Annotated in this window: 22 protein-coding genes; 13 read left to right on the top strand and 9 right to left on the bottom strand. The window is 64.5% G+C overall.

Annotated features, from left to right (window positions below):
• Positions 1-33: 33 nt before the first annotated feature.
• A complete protein-coding gene (locus V5A53_RS01885) occupies positions 34-867 on the bottom strand; it encodes an enoyl-CoA hydratase/isomerase family protein (RefSeq protein WP_332311863.1) in 834 nt (277 codons plus the stop codon).
• A 143-nt stretch (positions 868-1,010) separates the two neighbouring features.
• On the opposite strand from V5A53_RS01885, the gene V5A53_RS01880 reads away from it, so the two are divergent.
• Complete coding sequence (locus tag V5A53_RS01880) at positions 1,011-2,795, top strand: acyl-CoA dehydrogenase family protein (RefSeq protein ID WP_332311862.1); 1,785 nt, start codon at positions 1,011-1,013, stop codon at positions 2,793-2,795.
• 91 nt (positions 2,796-2,886) lie between these two features.
• On the opposite strand, the gene V5A53_RS01875 is transcribed toward V5A53_RS01880, so the two are convergent.
• The 3 genes from V5A53_RS01875 to V5A53_RS01865 all read right to left on the bottom strand — a co-directional run bounded on the left by V5A53_RS01875 (position 2,887) and on the right by V5A53_RS01865 (position 6,097).
• The gene (locus tag V5A53_RS01875) at positions 2,887-3,012 is read right to left on the bottom strand and encodes a hypothetical protein (protein ID WP_332311861.1); all 126 of its coding nucleotides are present in this window, start codon (positions 3,010-3,012) and stop codon (positions 2,887-2,889) included.
• A 192-nt stretch (positions 3,013-3,204) separates the two neighbouring features.
• Positions 3,205-4,011 carry a hypothetical protein gene (locus V5A53_RS01870; protein ID WP_332311860.1) on the bottom strand — a complete coding sequence of 269 codons (807 nt, stop codon included), beginning with the start codon at positions 4,009-4,011 and terminating at the stop codon, positions 3,205-3,207.
• The gene (locus tag V5A53_RS01865; protein ID WP_332311859.1) at positions 4,004-6,097 is read right to left on the bottom strand and encodes a hypothetical protein; all 2,094 of its coding nucleotides are present in this window, start codon (positions 6,095-6,097) and stop codon (positions 4,004-4,006) included. Before V5A53_RS01865 ends, V5A53_RS01870 begins: the two co-directional genes overlap by 8 nt.
• A 94-nt stretch (positions 6,098-6,191) precedes the next feature.
• Here V5A53_RS01865 and V5A53_RS01860 point away from each other — a divergent pair, with 94 nt between their 5' ends.
• The 4 genes from V5A53_RS01860 to V5A53_RS01845 are packed head-to-tail and all read left to right on the top strand — an operon-like array spanning position 6,192 to position 8,402.
• A complete protein-coding gene (locus tag V5A53_RS01860; RefSeq protein ID WP_332311858.1) occupies positions 6,192-6,587 on the top strand; it encodes a nuclear transport factor 2 family protein in 396 nt (131 codons plus the stop codon).
• Positions 6,584-6,820 carry a hypothetical protein gene (locus V5A53_RS01855; protein WP_332311857.1) on the top strand — a complete coding sequence of 79 codons (237 nt, stop codon included), beginning with the start codon at positions 6,584-6,586 and terminating at the stop codon, positions 6,818-6,820. The genes V5A53_RS01860 and V5A53_RS01855 overlap by 4 nt, the downstream gene beginning before the upstream one ends.
• Positions 6,821-6,867: 47 nt before the next feature.
• Positions 6,868-8,034: a thiolase C-terminal domain-containing protein gene (locus V5A53_RS01850; protein WP_332311856.1), complete on the top strand. Its 1,167-nt coding sequence runs from the start codon at positions 6,868-6,870 to the stop codon at positions 8,032-8,034.
• Positions 8,031-8,402, top strand: a complete 372-nt coding sequence (locus V5A53_RS01845) for a Zn-ribbon domain-containing OB-fold protein (protein WP_332311855.1) — start codon at positions 8,031-8,033, stop codon at positions 8,400-8,402. Before V5A53_RS01850 ends, V5A53_RS01845 begins: the two co-directional genes overlap by 4 nt.
• On the opposite strand, the gene V5A53_RS01840 is transcribed toward V5A53_RS01845, so the two are convergent.
• Together V5A53_RS01840 and V5A53_RS01835 are read right to left on the bottom strand one after the other, a co-directional pair.
• A complete protein-coding gene (locus V5A53_RS01840) occupies positions 8,399-8,704 on the bottom strand; it encodes a zinc ribbon domain-containing protein (RefSeq protein WP_332311854.1) in 306 nt (101 codons plus the stop codon). The two genes, V5A53_RS01845 and V5A53_RS01840, sit on opposite strands and share 4 nt — an antisense overlap.
• Before the next feature lie 52 nt (positions 8,705-8,756).
• Positions 8,757-9,701, bottom strand: coding sequence for a zinc-dependent metalloprotease (locus tag V5A53_RS01835; RefSeq protein WP_332311853.1), 945 nt, complete (start codon positions 9,699-9,701; stop codon positions 8,757-8,759).
• 91 nt (positions 9,702-9,792) lie between these two features.
• Between V5A53_RS01835 and V5A53_RS01830 the strand changes: the two genes are divergently transcribed.
• Together V5A53_RS01830 and V5A53_RS01825 are read left to right on the top strand one after the other, a co-directional pair.
• Entirely contained in the window at positions 9,793-9,990 is a 198-nt protein-coding gene (locus tag V5A53_RS01830; RefSeq protein ID WP_332311852.1) for a hypothetical protein, read from the top strand.
• Positions 9,987-10,829, top strand: coding sequence for a 3-keto-5-aminohexanoate cleavage protein (locus V5A53_RS01825; RefSeq protein WP_332311851.1), 843 nt, complete (start codon positions 9,987-9,989; stop codon positions 10,827-10,829). Before V5A53_RS01830 ends, V5A53_RS01825 begins: the two co-directional genes overlap by 4 nt.
• Here V5A53_RS01825 and V5A53_RS01820 read toward each other — a convergent pair whose 3' ends face one another.
• A complete protein-coding gene (locus V5A53_RS01820) occupies positions 10,830-11,084 on the bottom strand; it encodes a hypothetical protein (RefSeq protein WP_332311850.1) in 255 nt (84 codons plus the stop codon).
• Positions 11,085-11,229: 145 nt separating this feature from the next.
• On the opposite strand from V5A53_RS01820, the gene V5A53_RS01815 reads away from it, so the two are divergent.
• The 5 genes from V5A53_RS01815 to purF all read left to right on the top strand — a co-directional run bounded on the left by V5A53_RS01815 (position 11,230) and on the right by purF (position 15,042).
• The gene (locus V5A53_RS01815; RefSeq protein ID WP_332311849.1) at positions 11,230-12,294 is read left to right on the top strand and encodes a M20/M25/M40 family metallo-hydrolase; all 1,065 of its coding nucleotides are present in this window, start codon (positions 11,230-11,232) and stop codon (positions 12,292-12,294) included.
• A 147-nt stretch (positions 12,295-12,441) separates the two neighbouring features.
• A complete protein-coding gene (locus V5A53_RS01810; protein ID WP_332311848.1) occupies positions 12,442-12,876 on the top strand; it encodes a hypothetical protein in 435 nt (144 codons plus the stop codon).
• A gap of 136 nt (positions 12,877-13,012) precedes the next feature.
• Positions 13,013-13,198, top strand: coding sequence for an LSM domain-containing protein (locus tag V5A53_RS01805; RefSeq protein WP_332311847.1), 186 nt, complete (start codon positions 13,013-13,015; stop codon positions 13,196-13,198).
• Complete coding sequence (locus V5A53_RS01800) at positions 13,195-13,368, top strand: 50S ribosomal protein L37e (protein ID WP_178291226.1); 174 nt, start codon at positions 13,195-13,197, stop codon at positions 13,366-13,368. Before V5A53_RS01805 ends, V5A53_RS01800 begins: the two co-directional genes overlap by 4 nt.
• A 201-nt stretch (positions 13,369-13,569) precedes the next feature.
• Complete coding sequence (gene purF, locus V5A53_RS01795; RefSeq protein ID WP_332311846.1) at positions 13,570-15,042, top strand: amidophosphoribosyltransferase; 1,473 nt, start codon at positions 13,570-13,572, stop codon at positions 15,040-15,042.
• Here the strand turns inward: purF and V5A53_RS01790 are convergent.
• Complete coding sequence (locus tag V5A53_RS01790) at positions 15,039-15,752, bottom strand: sterol carrier protein (protein ID WP_332311845.1); 714 nt, start codon at positions 15,750-15,752, stop codon at positions 15,039-15,041. The genes purF and V5A53_RS01790 overlap by 4 nt on opposite strands.
• Before the next feature lie 87 nt (positions 15,753-15,839).
• Positions 15,840-16,403: a DUF420 domain-containing protein gene (locus V5A53_RS01785; protein WP_332311844.1), complete on the bottom strand. Its 564-nt coding sequence runs from the start codon at positions 16,401-16,403 to the stop codon at positions 15,840-15,842.
• Positions 16,404-16,498: 95 nt separating this feature from the next.
• Between V5A53_RS01785 and V5A53_RS01780 the strand changes: the two genes are divergently transcribed.
• Entirely contained in the window at positions 16,499-16,633 is a 135-nt protein-coding gene (locus V5A53_RS01780; protein WP_332311843.1) for a rubrerythrin-like domain-containing protein, read from the top strand.
• Positions 16,634-16,831 lie beyond the last annotated feature (198 nt).

Below are 16,831 nucleotides of genomic sequence, written 5' to 3'. Positions count from 1 at the left end.
GGTTGGAGTTTGGTGGATACGGTGGTTTGCGGGCTATTCGTTCTCGTCGTCTTCGTCGTCGGGCCGTCCCTTCCAGTCGGGTTCCTCGCCGGTGAGGAAGGAGTTGAACCCCTCCTCGGCGTCGTCGCTCATCGCCAGCATCGTGACCATCTCGCGCATGTAGTCCAGCGACTCGGAGAAACCCATCTCCCGCTGGTTGTAGAAGGACTCCTTGCCGATCTCGATCATGAACGACGACGGCGTGGTGAGGTCGTCGACGAGCGAATCGAGTTCGTCGTCGAACTCTTCGGGGGCCACGAGGTCCGTGGTAAAGCCGATATCGTGGGCGGTCTGGGCGTCGAAATGCTCGCCGGTAAAGAGGTATTTGAGGGCCTGTTTCTCGTTGACGGTGCGCATGATGGGTACGAGCGCCTGTGCGGGGAAGATGCCGATATCGACTTCGGGCGTGCCGAAGGTCGCCTCCTCGCTGGCGACGATGACGTCGCAGGCGGCGGCCAGTCCCATCCCGCCGGCCAGACAGTATCCTTCGACGGCGGCGACGGTGAGTGCGGCCGAATCGACGGCCTTCTCGATGAGTTGTTTCATGCCCGCAAAGCCCTCGCGGTAGGCCTGCGACCCCTGGCCGATGGCGCTGGCCATCGATTTGATATCGCCGCCGGCACAGAAGGTGCCCTCGGCGCCCCGAATGACGACGACGCGGGCGGGGCCGTCGTCGGCGAAATCGAGGACACCCGACAGTCCCTCGATGACGTTTCCATTCAGGGCGTTGCGGTCCTCCGGGCGGTCGATGGTCGCCCGGACGACGAGGTCGTCGTCGGCTACCTCGACATCGAGGTCGTCGTTGGAGAGGTCCTCGCTCGTAACCATGCTGTCATACGGATGCGGTGGTGGTACCATCATGATTTCGGACGGTTGTAAACGAACAATTAGTTCAACCGTGAAATAGGGAAGCGCCGTTGTCGAACGTGTTCGACGGGGGAATTTATACTGACTGCTCCGAAGAAAGACGTATGACAACTGACCCCATCGACTACGGGGCCCTGGACGAAGGGCGGAACTGCAACTACTGGGCACTGGACCCGACGTTGCAGTTCGAGGCCCAGCGCGTCTATCCCGAGGACGAGTTCGAATGGGCCGAGGACCTCCTCTCGGAGTTCGGCGAGGCGCTCGGTCACAGGATGGCCGACACCGCCGACCGGATCGACGAGGAGGGTCACGAACTGAAACCGTTCGACAAGTACGGCAATCGCCTGAACGAGGTCGAATACCATCCGCTCATCCACGAACAGGAGGAGATCACCTACGAGGAGTTCGGCGTCACCCACGACGCCTTCCACGCACCGCCGGGACGCGACGAGACGGTCGGACTGGCCCACACGCTGATGATGCAGACGCTGTTGTCCTACGTCGATGCCGGCTTTACCTGTCCGGTGTCGATGACCACCGGCGCCGCCATCGTCCTCGACAAGTTCGACGACGGTGCCCTCGAGGAGTACTTCGAGGGCCTGACCGCCCGCGACGTCGATGAGCACATCGAGGGTGCGATGTTCCTCACCGAGGAGCAGGGTGGCTCCGACGTCGGAGCCAACGAGGTGCGGGCCGAACGGACCGACGAAGACGGCGTCTACGAACTCTACGGCGAGAAGTGGTTCTGTTCGAACATCGACGCCGAGGGCGCGCTCGCTCTCGCGCGCACGCCGGATGCTCCCGAGGGCGTTGAAGGGCTCTCCCTGTTCCTCGTGCCCCGAACGAAGCCGGACGGCGAGGTCAACGACTCGCACTTCCGGCGTCTGAAGGACAAACTCGGCACCATCTCCGTGCCGACCGGCGAGATCCAGTTCGAGGGCGCGGAGGCATATCTCGTCGGCGAGGAGCAGGAGGGCTTCAAGTACATGGCCGAGATGATGAACTTCGAGCGCCTGACGAACGCCACCGGCGCTATCGGCGTGATGGGTCGGGCGCTGCTCGAAGCCAAGGTCCGGGCCGCCCAGCGGGAGGCCTTCGGCGACACGATCGACGAGTACCCCCTGATGCGCCGGGACCTCGTGGACATGGCCGTCGACTACGAGGCCGCCGCGGTCTTCTCCTTCGAGGGTGCGCGCCTGCTGGACGAACGCGAACGGACCGATGCCGGACGAGGCGACGATGCCTACCAGCTCATGCGGCTTTTCATCCCCATCGCCAAGTACAAGACGGCGCGCATGTCCGTCGAGACGACCTCCTACGCGATGGAGATCCTCGGCGGCAACGGCTACGTCCGCGAGCACACGACCGAGCGCCTGCTCCGTGACGCGCAGGTGCTGCCCATCTGGGAGGGGCCGTCGAACATCCTCGCACTGGATACGCTCCGGGCGCTGAACCGCGAGGACGCCCACGAGGCGCTGCTCCCGTACGTCCAGGGGAAACTCGATTCGGTCGACCACCCGCATCTCGACGAACTGGCCGACGACGTCGAGGAGCGGTTCCTCGAACTCCAGAACGCGCTGGCGACGCTGGCGACCGAGGACGGCGACTACGCGCAGTACCACGGCAAGCGCCTCGCCGACCTCGTCTTCGACGTGGTGACCGCGGTGCTCCTGCTGGAGGAGGCCCAGTCCCGGATCGACGCGGACGGCGACGCCCGGAAGGCGCTCGTTGCCGAGCACTTCGTCAGTACGCGTTTCGGCGACGACGAGGCCTACGGCGTCACCTCCGGCGAGCGCTTCGCCATGGAAGACGAGGCCTTCGAGGCCATCGTCAAGTACGCCAGCGTCGAACCCGACGCGCTGGTCGACGCGGCGCCGGCGGACGACTGACTATCGAGAATCACTTTTTGAGAGCGTCGAGACGCGGAACGACACGCATCGCTGTCGGCTATTGAAAACGGTAGAATACCTCTATGATGCCCTAGAGGCGGTGGCTGAATACGGTCTCTTCGAGGGTCTCCTCGCTGAGCGTCGAGGGAGTAGAGTCGTCAGTCTTGATCGGGACCATCGGAGCGCCGGTGTTGGTTTCGTCCGTATAGCGAGTCATTTGGTTGTCGCGCGCTTTCGCGCTGTATCACATGGACGACGATGGAGGATGATAAAGTCAATGAACGATGATGTTAATACTGTCGAATGGATATAAGGACATCATCATTTTTGGACGAGCGTTCTGTAGGTGGGTGAAAACCCTCGTATACACTATCAATTACAAGAAAACGATGGTCAAAATTGACCGTTTTCACTCGTCCGGCGACTCGATTTCGTGAGCCATGTACGCGTCGGTCGGCACGAGGTCAGCACGCTCGAGGGCGACGTACTCGCTTCGGGTGAACCGTCGTACCTCGCGGTCGAATTCGCCGTCGGCGAAGGACAGCGCCTCCGCCCGCCCGTTTGGAAGGTCGAGAGCGATGACGAAGCGGAGTTCCAGCGTGTTCGCCTCGGCGTCGTAGTAGGCGAGCATCTCGTCGGTGAACCGCTCACCGTCGACTTCGGTCACGACCGTCGAGAGATACGGACGGTACCGATCAGGAGTGCTTGCTGACACCCGGTCCCACTCTGACGGCGGTGTCGTGTTCCCGATCCCGCGCAGCGCCGCGGTGTAGACCTCTTCGAGGGCTACGGACCGGTCGTCGACGGTCACGAAGACCGGCGTGTCCCCGTCGAGGATGACCAGTTCCTCGTAAAACTCTTTGAGGGCGGTCGTTCCGGGGTCGTGATCGCCGCGTCCCGCCGGCGAGGTCCACCGTTCCGGGTCGGTCGAGGCGTCCGCGTCCCGATACAGGAGGACGAAATCGCCGTCGACGAGCGTGACGACCCCGGCGGAAAACAGAACGGGGCCCTCTAGAACGGTCAGGTCGTCGTCTTCGGTCCGAGTGGGGCGTCTGGCCTGTACGTCCGAAATGGGCGTTCCCACCGGGGCGCCGACGAGTCCTTCCCCGGGGTCGATCCGTAGCGTCCAGCGGTCCGCCTCCGCATCGTGGCTGACCCGGTCGGCGGTGGCGAACACCGCGTCGTCATCGTAGCGGTCGGGGACGAGCCTACGCATGCAAATCCAGGGTGTAGTACCGCATGCCGAGTCGCTTCTCGTCCGGGTCGTCGGTCGGTTCGACGTTCTCGTAGGTGTCGTCCTCGGTCACCTCGACTGTCAGTCCCTCCTCGCGCCACGAGGTATCCAGATACAGGTGGCCGATGTCGTCGATACCGTCGAAGTCCGTCGGACCGGGGTGGGTTACGAAGTGGACAACGTCCTCCTCGCCGTCCTCGACACCATCGAAGGGCTCCTCACCCCGTTCGAAACGGTCGAGCCAGTAGAGAAAGCCCACCTTCGTCCCGACCGCGGACATTCCGATGAGCACGTGTATCCAGCGGGTTTCCCCATCGACGGGCAACTGGTGTCGGAAAAAGAGGAAGCCTGCATCGTCCTGTCTAAAGAACTCCGCGTCGCCGCCCACGAAGGAAACGAAGTACTCCGTCGGAAACAGCGTCGAGTCATAGACGCGGTTGCCGTTGGCGGCATCGGTCTGTCCCGTCCCCGAGAATGCGTTCTCCAGGACGTCGACGTTCGTGTAACCCTCCGCCTTGAGGGCGAGGGTGAGTTTGTTGATGCCCTGCTGGTGTTCGCCGCCGCCGAGAAGCAGGTAGTGGCGCTCGTCTTCGTCCCATTCGTCGTGGACGTAGAGGTCCGGCGTCTCGTCCGGCGAGGATTCGACGGCTGCCGCCGACTGGTCGTGCGGCACGCTCATGAACTTCTTTACCGGCAGTCGGATCCCTCTCCGTTCGCCGACGGCCCGTTTCGTCAGCCGTCGCTGTGTTGGGCCGTCCTCGTCGTCGGAGTCGGTCTCGAACTGGCTGATGGCCCATTGGCTGAACCGTTCCAACCGATCGGGCGAGTGGTCCTCGATGGTGAGGTAGTCGATGCCGTTGAGTTCGACGGTGACATCGGATTCCTGATCAGACGAGCGGACTGAGGCCGGTGGAACGGCCGACCAGAGGAGTTCCGAGGCGGCCGAAATGGCGTGGGATCCGTTCGGTTGCTTCGTGAATCCCATCGCCGGGAAGGAGTCCTCCTCTCCCGCTGTCAGGGAGTCGACGTCGATGGACACGTCGTATCGGCCGTCCCCGTAGTGGGTCTGCAGGAACTCGCTGACGTAGAACAGTCCGTACCCGGACATCGAATTCGAGAGGCTGAGGCGCTCGTCGGATTCGGTCGGTTTGTGTATCTCCGGGTCATCGAGCAGCTGGTTGTACCGCGACAGCCCCGCCGAATCCGCATAAAAACGGGCGTGAAAACTGGGATGGCCGCTGAGATACATAAGCCCCAACACGGCGACACCGACCAGCAAGACGGCAGCGACGACCTCGGTCCACGGAATCACGCTTTCGAGGAAAAGCAGGTCCGCGGTGACGGCTCTGTTGAGCAGCCAAAAGCCGCTCGTGAGGGCGACGACGACGAGAACGCCCCGACGGACCCGCCGCATCTGGTGGTCGTAGAGCGCGCCCAGCAACCGCTGTTGGAAGCCCACCTCCGGCCCGTCGACGGTAACGTAGACGCTGTCGACGAAGACGTTCCCGTAGTGGGGGCCGTCGGCGTAGACGCCCGATACGTCCGACTCCGTTTCCTCCCCGAGCAGTATCAGCGGGTCCCTGTCACCGAGGTTCGACGTAAACGGGTGCCAGTAATTGAGGTTCTGCCACACCTCCGCTGTAAACACGTTGCGGACGTTCGAGAGGCTGCCCACGAAGGTTTCGACGCTGCTTTGGAAGCTCAAATCGAACCGCAACAGGTCCACGAGCGGTTTGACGATGAAGACGACGACGAGGGTGACGACGAAAAAATAAAACGCGTTATCGGCGAGCATCGCGGCTGGGTCGGCCAATAGTCTGAGGATACCGTCCCAGAACCCCTCGATGAGGGCCAACCCACTCCGGGCGAGTCCCCGGCCGGCCAAGAAAAGAAACAGCAGGCTCAAACCGGCCCATAGCGGCGGCCCGAGCAGCGAGATCTTCCGGATGTCCCAGTCCCGAGAGACCTGCTTCGTGACCTCGTAGAAGTACTGTTTGTCGATGTCCATGCCGTTCGCGATGACGACCCTCAAGGAGGGGTCGTTCTCCCCCTCACCATCCTGTGCCATACGTTCGTTTCACGCAGCGTCATCAAAATAAACCGTGGGGTGGAATCCGCCACCAAGTCAACAGCGGTAAGTTGGCTGCGATACTATCTCGGTTATGGACGCCGAGTCGACAGTGCGAGCGTACTACGACACGCTCCGTGACGGCGAGCCGTTATATCCATTCTTCGCCCACGAGGAATCGACCGTCAAGTTCGGCATCGGCGAGCGGCTGACCGGCTACGAGGCGGTCGAGGCCGGCCTCCGCGCACAGACGGAGACGACCGAGGGCTGGGTCGTCGACAGCGACCGGCTGATCGTCGAAGAGCGCGACGAGCACGCGTGGTTCTCCGACGACGTCTTCATGGCCTGGAACAGCCTCGAACGCGGCATCCGCTACGAGTTCGACACGCGATGGAGCGGGACGATGGAGCGGCGCGAGGACGAGGTAGGGCTGGGAACCGACTGGCGGTTCGTCGGGATGCACGTCTCGACGGAGGGGAGCACGCGATGACCGGTCCGATCTCCCGGGAGGACCGCGCCAGGACGATGCGGTGGGTCAAGATCGTCTTCGTCCTGCTGGTCGGGGTGTCGGCAGGCCTCATCACCTCACAGGGTGATGCTTCGCTGGAAATCGTCGTCGGGGCAATCGTCGGCGGACTGCTGTTGGGCATCGCGCTCGTGTGGTATCTCTTCCCAGAACCGGAGGAGTTGGCGCCGGCGACGGATTACGAGTACCGGAAGTAAGCCTCTCGGACCGTGTGGATTATTACCGGTGTTTCCCATGTTCCTGTATGGCACGAGCCGCGGTCGTCGGCGCCGGCATGACGAAGTTCGGCGTCCACGATACACCGTTGCAAGAACTGTTCGGGCAGGCCGCCCTCGATACGTTCGACGACGCCGGGATCACCCCGGACGAGGTCGACGCCTTCTACTTCGGTAACGCGATGGGCGGACAGACCGAGAACGACACCCATCTCGGGCCGAAACTCGCCTCCCACGTCGGGATGGCGGGGGTTCCGGTCCAGCGCTTCGAGGACGCGTGTGCGACCTCCTCGAACGCCTTCAAGAACGCCGTCGAGGCCGTCGAGGCCGGCGTCCACGACGTCGTCCTCGTCGGCGGCGTCGAGCGCTGTACCCCCGAAACGGGCAAGGATACCCCGGAGATGACCCGTATCTTCGCATCGGCCTCTCACCGCCAGTACGAACAGCCGGCGGGGCTTACCTTCCCGGGCGTCTTCGCGCTGTTCACGAAACGACACATGCACGAACACGGGACGACCGAGGAGCACCTCGCCAACGTCGCGGTCAAGAACCACGGCAACGGCAGTCTCAACCCGAACGCCCACTTCGGCAAGCAGACGACCGTCGAGGAGGCCCTCGACGGGCCGAAGATCGCCGACCCCTTCCGACTGATGGACTGCTGTCCGTTCTCCGACGGCGCGAGCGCCGTGGTCGTCGTCAGCGACGACTACGCCGATTCCTTCGACGCGCCGGTCGACGTCTCCGGTATCGGCCACGCGACGGACGTGGTCCCCATCGGCGACAAGGACCGACCGCACGTCACGCAGGCCGCGCGTGATGCGGCGGCACAGGCCTACGAGCAGGCCGACACGACCGCGGACGCGATGGACTTCGCGGAGGTCCACGACTGCTTTACGGGCGCCGAGATCCTCGCCAGCGAGGCACTCGGTCTCGTCGGCGAGGGCGAAGGTGGGCCCGCGGCCGCCGACGGCCGCACCGCCCGCGATGGCGAGATTCCCATCAATCCCTCGGGCGGCCTGAAAGCCAAGGGCCACCCCATCGGCGCGACCGGGACGGCCCAGATCGTCGAGTTGGCCGAACACCTCCGCGGCACCGCCGGCGAGCGGCAACTCGACGGCGTCGAACGCGGCGTCGCACACAACCTCGGCGGGGACGCTGCGACCACCGTCGTTACCGTCATGGAGGCCCGAGAATGAGCGACCGACTCACCCACGGCGACTGGAGCGACGCGGTCGAAGACGGCGAACTGCTCGGCCAGGAGTGTCCCGACTGCGGAAAGGTTCAGGGCACGCCGAAGGCGGCCTGTCCCGACTGCGGGTCGACCGACCTCGAAACGGTCGAATTACCGAACGAAGGCACCGTCTACACCGAGACGACGATCCACGTCCCGCCGGCGCCTATCGAGGAGCGAGGCTATCAGGTCGTCGTCGTCCAGTTGAGCGATGCCCGCGTGATGGGGCGGCTAACCGACGGCGAGGTCGCTATCGGTGATACCGTCTCCGTCTCCGGCTCCGTTGAGGACCATGAAGGCTACGTCGTGCCGACCTTCGCCGCGGAGAACTAGTTCCCGAGGCGGTCAGTCGCGTTCGGCCCGGCGTTCGCGGCCGAGTTCCCCGAGAGGTCGCTGATACAGCGTCGGCAGAAGCGATAGCTCGGGTCGTTCGGCGCTCCGCAGGTGGGACAGGCGATATGCTCGTCGGTCCGGCCCGTCGTATCGTCGACCGGCGGGAGGTCCTCCTGGGGGGCTTCGAGCAGGTCCACCGGGTCGGTCGAGTCCGTCGCCTTGCGGTAGAGGTAGACGACCACCGCCGCATGGAGGCCGAACAGCAACGCCGCCAGCGCGACGAGCAAGACGAGCTGTTCCATGACACGTGTTACTACGTGTCCCGGATACTTAGACGTTCGTGGGGACGAGCTGTCAGGCGACCCGCGAGAGCCACAGTTCGGGGTCGTCGAGTTCCTCGTCGGTCGGGAGGTACTCCGGGTCCTCCCAGACGACGCCGGCGGCGGCGACGCCGCGTGCGTCCGCGACGGCGTCGAAGAACTCCTTGCCGCGTTCGTACTGCTTGCGCTTCATGTCGAAGCCCAGCAGCTTTCGGATGATACCCGACACCGGGCCGGCGTTCCGCCGGCGAGCGTCGAGTTTCTCCCGTAGGTCCTCGTATTCGCGGTCGAAGGCGCGGTCCATGACGAGTTCCGCATAGCCCTCGACGGCGGTCATCGTCACGGTCAGTTCCCGCAACGCCTCGCGGTCGAGATGGCCGGCGGCGAGTTCCGAGACGGCTTCCTCCATGCGGTCTTCGAGCTGGGGGCCGAGCCACGGCGCGGCGCCGAACTCGGCGGCGTGGGAGACCTCGTGGAACGCGATCCAGCGGCGGAAGCGGTCGCGGTCGACATCGAGCGTCTCGGCCACCTTCTCGATGTTCGGGTGGACGAAGTAGAGTTCGTGGTCGCCCTCGCCGAGCAGCAGGGGGTCGTACTGGCCGAGGACGTTGTTGGCGAGAAAGCCCAGCGTGACGGCCATCGAACCGGTGTTGGCCGCTCGCGCCAGCGACGGCGCCAGCGAGGCCTTCTCCTCGAGGGGGTCGAGCAATCGCTCGAAGGTGCCGATGTTGGCGTCGATCCAGTGGTGACGGTTCTGGATCTGGACGCTATGGGGAAGGTCGAAATCGATGGCGGCGGCCTCCCGGATACCGTCTCGGGCGTCGGCTACGTCGTCGGCGTAGCCGTCGCGTTCGGCCTCCGAGAGCGTCAGATTACCGGCATCGGTCGCCGCGTGGGCGGCGGTGCTGACGGCGGTCCAGTCGACTGGTCCCTCGCCGTCGGTGTCGGCGACGGCGCGGGCGGCGCGAAAGAGACTCACGGTTGAACTACCCTACCGGAAGCCAAAGGCCTTCCGGCCGGTTACACCGCCGTCAGCCAACGATTTTATTATCTCCGGCCGTGCGTCCGGCATGACCTGCCCGTATCTGGAGTACCGCAACGAGGCTGAGGGGCGTTCGTTCGATACCGAACGCGCCTACTGCACCGCGGTCGACTCGTTCGTCCAGCCGATGCGTGCCGACATCTGTAACGACCGCTACGACCTGCATCACGCAGAGGACTGCGAGTTTTATATCGAAGCGGCGGCGGAGGGAAGCGACGACACATGAGCTACGAGGCTTACCGGCGCGGCGATCCGGTCATCATCACCGCGGCGCTGACCGGCGGCGTCCACGGCAAGGAGGCCAGCCCACATCTGCCGGAGACGCCCGAAGAGGTCGCCGAGGCGGCCGAAGCCTGCGAGGACGCCGGCGCCAGCGTCGTCCACCTGCACGCTCGGAAAGAGAACGGTGAACGTGATTTCTCCCGGGAGCGGTTCCAGGAACTGACCGAGGCCGTCCGGGAGCGGACCGACCTCGTCGTCCAGCACTCGACGGGCGGGACCGGCGCGCCCGACGACCTGCGGCACGAACCCCTCCGGACGGACCCGGCGCCCGACATGGCGTCGCTGGATATGGGCCCGCTCAACCGGTATCAGCATCTCACCTCGGAGAACACCCGCGCGCTCGTGGAGGCGCTCGGCGAGGAGATGCGCGAGCGGGGTATCAAACCCGAGATGGAGGTGTTCAACGGCGGCCACCTCAACGAAGTGCACGGACTGCTGGAGCGACGGCCCGACCTGCTGGACGAGCCTTACCACACGACGCTCATCTTCGGCGGCGGGACGACGGCGATGCCGACGCCGAGGAACTTCCTGAGCCTCGTCGACCATCTGCCCGAGGGCGCGACGTTCAACACGCTCGCCTTCGGTCCCCACCAGTTGCCCTTCACCGCGATGGGTATCGTCTTCGGCGGCCACGTCCGGGTCGGACTTGAGGACAACCGCTACTTCCGGCAGGGGGAGTTGGCCACGAACGACCAGTTGGTCGAGCGGGCGGCGACGCTCGCGCGGACGCTGGAACGGCCCGTCGCCTCGCCCGACGAGGCCCGTGGGATACTCGGTTTGTAATCAGACGTCGAGTTCGTCGTCGACGAACTCCTCGATCTCGTCCCCATCGAGGAACTTCTTCTTGGCGAGGTAGGCGACGACGGCGAGGAATAGGAGGCCGATGACCGCGGCCAGCGCGCCGCCTTTCTTCGAGCCGCCGTCTTCGTCCGGTGGTTCGTCACCGGCGACGACGTCCTTCTCGCCGTGGCTGTAGGGGGCGTTGGCCGTCAGCGACGAGTCGTCGAGGTGTATCTCGAGGAAGGTGAATTCGACCATACCGTATACGTCGTCGCCCGCTTACTTATAAGATATGCAGAGCGAATCGCCCGGTGGCGATTGGTCGACTGAATAGACGTGTGAACGGCTGAATGGACCGTTTCTATCCCGAGACGTTCTTATATCAGCCGTCCAAGGCGTCGATATGAACGACTCACACCGGACGTTTCTCGACGACCTCCTGTCGACCGCCACGCCCTCCGGCTTCGAAACGCCGGGCCAGCGCGTCTGGCTCGATTACGTCGAACCGTTCGCCGACGAGACGCACGTCGACGATTACGGCAACGCCGTCGCCGTCTACGAGGGCGACCCCGACGCGCCGTCCATCGCGCTCGCCGGCCACGGCGACGAGATCGGCCTGATGGTTCGGGACATCACCGACGACGGCTTCCTGAAACTCGCCCGCATCGGCGGGTCGGACAAGACCGTCACTCGCGGCCAGTACGTCACGATTCACACCAGCGACGGTCCCATCGGGGGGGTCATCGGACAGGTCGCCATCCATCTCCGGGAGGCCGAGGACAACGAGTACACCGAGATCAACGAGCAGTACGTCGACATCGGCGTCGAGGACGAGGAGGACGCACAGGAACTCGTCGACATCGGTGACCCGATCACCTTCGATACCGAGAGCGCCGATCTCGAAGGCCACCGGGTTGCGGCCCGCGGGATGGACAACCGTGTCGGGACGTGGACCGCCGCCGAAGCGTTCCGCCGCGCCGTCGAGGCCGAACCGAACGCGACGGTCTATGCCATCTCGACGGTCCAGGAGGAGATCGGACTGAAGGGGGCCCGGATGGTCGGCTTCGACCTCGCGCCCGACGCGGTCATCGCGACGGACGTGACCCACGCAACGGACCAGCCCGATTCGCCCGGAAGCAAGGGTAGCGGCCTCGAACTCGGCGAGGGGCCGGTCGTCGCCCGTGGCAGCGCCAACCACCCGAAGCTGGTCGCTGCGGCTCGAAACGCGGCCGAGGACGACGATATCGATATCCAACTGCAGGCCTCCGGTTCGTTCACCGGCACCGACGCCGACGCCTTCTACACGTCGAAGGGCGGCATTCCCTCGCTGAACGTCGGCCTGCCGAACCGCTACATGCACACCCCCGTGGAGGTCATCGACCTGAATGACCTCGATGCGGCCGCTGACCTGCTGGCGGCCGTCGCCGCCCGTGCCGACGAGTTCGCGCCCTTCTCGGTCGACGTCTGATACGGCCGGTCGTGACGCCTCACCGGTTATCGCGTGTCCGGGTCGGTGGTGGCTGATAGTGAACTACGACCGTTCGTATGAGGGGGTTCAGGGCCGCTGCCTGTAACCCACCCGAAACCCGATGTAGCTGCCGTCGGATAGGTCGGTATGGCTTCGGATCTCGGGAACATGCTCCGGATGGTGGGGTTGCTCGGCGACGACGAGTTCGTCGACGCACTGACCGACGTCGAAACCCTTGTCAACGACGTACAGGAGACGCTCGACCGCGTCGAGGAGGTCGAGCGGGAGGCGGGACAGGCCGTCGACGACGCGAACGAGTCGCTAGCCAATGTCGACCAGCGGCTCGAACGGTTCGACGAGATGATCTCGCGGCTCGAGGCCAAGATCGAGGCCGGATTCAGTATCGGGTTCTTCGTCTTCGCGCTCAACCGGTGGTCGGCCGGCGACCCCTATCTCGCCGCAGGGCTGTTCGTGATGGGGCTTCTGGGAGCCTCGTCGCTGGTCGTGACGATCTATCGGATGCCACAGGTCCGAAAGCTCCGGAAGCTTGGCCGGTATGCTTCCTCGCGCATCGACGAGTAGACGAGCGATGAACTGTCGGATGGGTCCACCGAACGGGGCGGCAACGCGTGGATTCTGGAGCGGTCGACTCGACTCCAAGCGGCTATCGCCGCCGCATGCCGGTGCGTTTATACCCTCGGCGTGAGCGCCACAGCATATGACCGACCGTCCGCTCGACGTGCTCGAAGAAACCCTGGGATCCGAAGTCAGCGTCACGCTGAAAGGCGGCGAGGTCTACGATGGCGAACTCGCCGGCTACGACCAGCACATGAACCTCGTCCTTGGAGAGGGCGACAACGTAACCATTATCCGCGGCGATAACGTCGTCTCGATACAACCATGACCGGAGCCGGGACCCCAAGTCAGGGTAAGAAGAACAAGACGACGCACGTGAAGTGCCGACGCTGCGGCGAGAAGTCCTACCACAGTCGGAAGAAGGTCTGTGCCTCCTGTGGGTTCGGCAAGTCCGCCAAGCGTCGCGACTACGCGTGGCAGTCGAAGCAGGGCGAATAACGCCTCGATTTTCTCCGCATTCTCTACTTCGCGTAGCCACGGTGTCGTCTCGACGCGCTGAACGTCCCGCATAGCACCAGCGATGCGGTGGCTGTCGGTTTCGGCTTTATTATACAGGAACGTGTATACACACGTCTGTGATTACCACCAAAGCACGCACGATGGAGTATGCTTTTACCGCTGGACGACGCACCTCCATCCATGCCAGACGGGCGGCACTCGGAGGGGCCGACGGAGAAATGCGGCGTGGTCGGCGTCTCGCTCGATGACCGCGAGGCGGCACGACCGCTGTACTACGCGCTGTATGCGCTCCAGCATCGAGGACAGGAATCCGCGGGTATCGTCACCCACGACGGGTTCCAGCAGCACAGCCACGTCGAGATGGGTCTCGTCGGGGACGCCTTCGACGAGGGCGACCTCGGGTCGCTGAACGGCGAGACGGGTATCGGCCACGTCCGGTATCCGACCGCCGGCAGCGTCGACTCCTCGTGTGCCCAGCCCTTCTCAGTCTCCTTCAAATCCGGCTCGCTCGGATTGAGCCACAACGGGAACCTCGTCAACGCCGACGAGGTCCGGGAGGAACTCGCCGCGAAGGGTCACGCCTTCACCAGCGACGGCGACACTGAGGTCATCGCCCACGACCTCGCGCGGAACCTGCTCGAAGAGGATCTCATCCGCGCGGTCAAGCGGACGATGGGCCGGATTCACGGCTCCTACTCGCTGACCATCATGCACGACGACACCGTTCTCGGGGTTCGGGACCCCGAGGGCAACCGACCGCTCTGTATCGGCGAGGTCGACGGCGGCTACATGCTCGCCTCCGAATCCGCCGCCATCGACGTGCTGGACGGCGAGTTCGTCCGCGACGTCAAGCCCGGCGAACTCATCGTCCTCAAGCCCGATGGGAGTGGTTTCGACTCCTATCAACTGGTCGACCAAGAAAACACCGCCCACTGCTTCTTCGAACACGTCTACTTCGCCCGGCCGGACTCCCGCATCGACGACAACCTCGTCTACGACGTCCGGCGGGAACTCGGCCGAAAGCTCTGGGAGGAATCCGGCGTCGACAGCGACGTCGTCCTCCCGGTGCCGGACTCCGGTCGCGCCTTCGCCTCCGGCTACGCCGAGGCCGCACAGGACGAGGGCGCCGGCGTCGAGTTCGCCGAGGGGCTGATGAAGAACCGCTACGTCGGCCGGACGTTCATCATGCCTACGCAGGACGCCCGCGAGCGGGCCGTCCGCCTGAAACTCAACCCGATCCGGGACGTCGTCGAGGGCAAGACCGTCACCGTCATCGACGACTCCATCGTCCGCGGGACCACCTCGACACAACTCGTCCAGCTGCTGAAGGACGTGGGCGCCGAGGAGGTCCACATGCGCATCGGCGCGCCGGCCATCATCGCGCCCTGCTATATGGGCATCGACATGGCCTCCCGCGAGGAACTCATCGCGGCGGGGCAGGACACCGAGGACATCCGCGAGGAGATCGCCGCCGACTCCCTTTCGTATCTCTCCATCGACGCCGTCGCCGAGGCGCTCGGCGAATCCCGCGCGGACCTCTGTCTCGGGTGTGTAACCGGCGAGTACCCCTACGACATCGAGGGCGAGACCACCGACCGCGAGGTCGCACGCCCGGAGATCGACGGTGCCGAAGCGGGCATCGCCGACGACTAAAACAGGTTGAGCGTCCGGCCGGCCCACGAGGCCTGCCGGTGGGCGAACCGCTGGAGCACGACGGTCGGACGGACCGCGTTGTCGAGGACTACGTCTCCGGGGTTCGAGGACCCTTCCGAGAAGACGTGTGTCGTCTCGACGTCCGCGGCGATGTCGCCGAGCAACTGGAACATGGCGAAATACTGGAGTTGTCGAGTCTTGCTGCCGTCGACAGCGAGGTCGCCCTGTAGCATGGCCGAAAGCGCCGGTCGGCCGTCGACGATGCTCCGCCACGTCTCGTAGCTCCCGGTGAGACTGAAGCCCGCCTCCCGCTCGTCGGGCGCGCTGAGGACGTTCGCGTCCGTGCAGGCGCCGTCTTCGAGGCTGAGATGGGCATACAGCGTGCCGTCGATGACGTTCTCTTCGAGTTGGGTCAGCAGCCGTCGGGCCTGGTCGGGGAGGCCCGTACGGGCGTTCTCGTCGACGACCGACGTGATCTCGGCAAGCGAGAGCGTCGCCAGTTCGTCCCGGACCGCCTCGGGAACGCCGTCGAGAACGCGGTCGGGGAGGGAAGCAACCGGCGTTTCGTCTAGCGGCAGGTCGGTGATGGCGAGTCGGATATCCCCGTCGAAGCCGTCGCCCCAGCCAGCGGCGACGTCGTCGAGGGCACGGCTCTCGTCGAGCCGTTGCGCGTATTCGTCCAGCCAGCGTTCCGACGGATAGAGTGCCATGTGGAATGCTACCGTGAATGATGGCCGTCGAGCGTATAAACTTCTTGGCTAATTTAGGGGAAGTAACCGGCAAGAACCGGGGAACCGTCAGTAGATCTGATACAGCATCGCGTAGACGGTGATGCCCATCACGAAGGAGATGATCCAGAGGGTGGCGGCGATACGACCCGCGGTTCTGTGGTTCGTCTCGTAGATGGCCTCGACGGGGCGGGTCCCCGCCAGGAGGAGGGCATAGAAGACGAACGGGACACAGACGATGGCGAGGGCGATGTGGACGAAGAGGAAGGGGAAGTAGACGTACGTCTCAACCGTTTCGGGGCCGGGGAACTCCGTCGGCCCGAGGATGGCCACCCGATAGAGGTACAGTCCGAGGAACAGGACGAACAGGCCGAAACTCGCCAGCATGAGTTTGCGGTGTTTCGAGACCTCGCCGTTGCGGATCGCCCGCACGCCGGCCGTGATCGTTCCGAGCGCCGCGAGACTGATGACCGCGTTGACGTGCGGTATCGCCGACAGCAAGCCCTCCGGCGCGGGCAACGGTTCGGTCGGAATCGCCTGTAAAGCCGCCCCGAACACCACCGCCAGCGCGACGACGGTGAGGACGGCTGTCAGTAGCGGCACGTTCCGCCGGGCCCAGTTCCGTGTATCCATACGTCCGGGTTCGGACGGCCACCGAATATGTGTTCGTGGTTTGTTGTGTGTAATGCTAACGTTTAACATACTCTGGCGCTTACTCTTGCGGTGGTATGCGCGGAGCCCAACCGGACGACGAACCCATCTACGAGTGCATGGACTGTGGGGACCGCCAAACGGACCCGGACGGCCGGCTCTGTACGTGCGGCGGCTACCTGAAGAACATCGGCGTGAGCCGCGGTCTGTAGCCGGGGTTTATCGAGGTGTCGGACGCCGCGGATAGCGACGGCTCCGACACTCGAAGCCACTGCTGTTCGGTTTGCATCCGTGAGAAGTTTGCGTGGGTGCTGTCTTCGAGCACCCGCACTGTCGTTCGGCGACTGTGGTCGCCGGCAGTGCGTGGGACCGGATTTGAACCGGCGGACCTCTACAGGACAGCGCCCTCA

The organism is Natronomonas sp. (assembly GCF_036625485.1).
Lineage (GTDB): Archaea > Halobacteriota > Halobacteria > Halobacteriales > Haloarculaceae > Natronomonas.
Note: the sequence above shows the minus strand (reverse complement) of the source record. Positions and strands in the feature narration are given on the sequence as shown.

Excerpts from the sequence above, each read along its gene's own strand:
- V5A53_RS01885 (WP_332311863.1), bottom strand. The coding sequence starts at position 867 with ATGGTTACGAGCGAGGACCTCTCCAACGACGACCTCGATGTCGAGGTA.
- V5A53_RS01880 (WP_332311862.1), top strand. The coding sequence starts at position 1,011 with ATGACAACTGACCCCATCGACTACGGGGCCCTGGACGAAGGGCGGAAC.
- V5A53_RS01875 (WP_332311861.1), bottom strand. The coding sequence starts at position 3,012 with ATGACTCGCTATACGGACGAAACCAACACCGGCGCTCCGATGGTCCCG.
- V5A53_RS01870 (WP_332311860.1), bottom strand. The coding sequence starts at position 4,011 with ATGCGTAGGCTCGTCCCCGACCGCTACGATGACGACGCGGTGTTCGCC.
- V5A53_RS01865 (WP_332311859.1), bottom strand. The coding sequence starts at position 6,097 with ATGGCACAGGATGGTGAGGGGGAGAACGACCCCTCCTTGAGGGTCGTC.
- V5A53_RS01860 (WP_332311858.1), top strand. The coding sequence starts at position 6,192 with ATGGACGCCGAGTCGACAGTGCGAGCGTACTACGACACGCTCCGTGAC.
- V5A53_RS01855 (WP_332311857.1), top strand. The coding sequence starts at position 6,584 with ATGACCGGTCCGATCTCCCGGGAGGACCGCGCCAGGACGATGCGGTGG.
- V5A53_RS01850 (WP_332311856.1), top strand. The coding sequence starts at position 6,868 with ATGGCACGAGCCGCGGTCGTCGGCGCCGGCATGACGAAGTTCGGCGTC.
- V5A53_RS01845 (WP_332311855.1), top strand. The coding sequence starts at position 8,031 with ATGAGCGACCGACTCACCCACGGCGACTGGAGCGACGCGGTCGAAGAC.
- V5A53_RS01840 (WP_332311854.1), bottom strand. The coding sequence starts at position 8,704 with ATGGAACAGCTCGTCTTGCTCGTCGCGCTGGCGGCGTTGCTGTTCGGC.
- V5A53_RS01830 (WP_332311852.1), top strand. The coding sequence starts at position 9,793 with ATGACCTGCCCGTATCTGGAGTACCGCAACGAGGCTGAGGGGCGTTCG.
- V5A53_RS01825 (WP_332311851.1), top strand. The coding sequence starts at position 9,987 with ATGAGCTACGAGGCTTACCGGCGCGGCGATCCGGTCATCATCACCGCG.
- V5A53_RS01820 (WP_332311850.1), bottom strand. The coding sequence starts at position 11,084 with ATGGTCGAATTCACCTTCCTCGAGATACACCTCGACGACTCGTCGCTG.
- V5A53_RS01815 (WP_332311849.1), top strand. The coding sequence starts at position 11,230 with ATGAACGACTCACACCGGACGTTTCTCGACGACCTCCTGTCGACCGCC.
- V5A53_RS01810 (WP_332311848.1), top strand. The coding sequence starts at position 12,442 with ATGGCTTCGGATCTCGGGAACATGCTCCGGATGGTGGGGTTGCTCGGC.
- V5A53_RS01805 (WP_332311847.1), top strand. The coding sequence starts at position 13,013 with ATGACCGACCGTCCGCTCGACGTGCTCGAAGAAACCCTGGGATCCGAA.
- V5A53_RS01800 (WP_178291226.1), top strand. The coding sequence starts at position 13,195 with ATGACCGGAGCCGGGACCCCAAGTCAGGGTAAGAAGAACAAGACGACG.
- purF (WP_332311846.1), top strand. The coding sequence starts at position 13,570 with ATGCCAGACGGGCGGCACTCGGAGGGGCCGACGGAGAAATGCGGCGTG.
- V5A53_RS01790 (WP_332311845.1), bottom strand. The coding sequence starts at position 15,752 with ATGGCACTCTATCCGTCGGAACGCTGGCTGGACGAATACGCGCAACGG.
- V5A53_RS01785 (WP_332311844.1), bottom strand. The coding sequence starts at position 16,403 with ATGGATACACGGAACTGGGCCCGGCGGAACGTGCCGCTACTGACAGCC.
- V5A53_RS01780 (WP_332311843.1), top strand. The coding sequence starts at position 16,499 with ATGCGCGGAGCCCAACCGGACGACGAACCCATCTACGAGTGCATGGAC.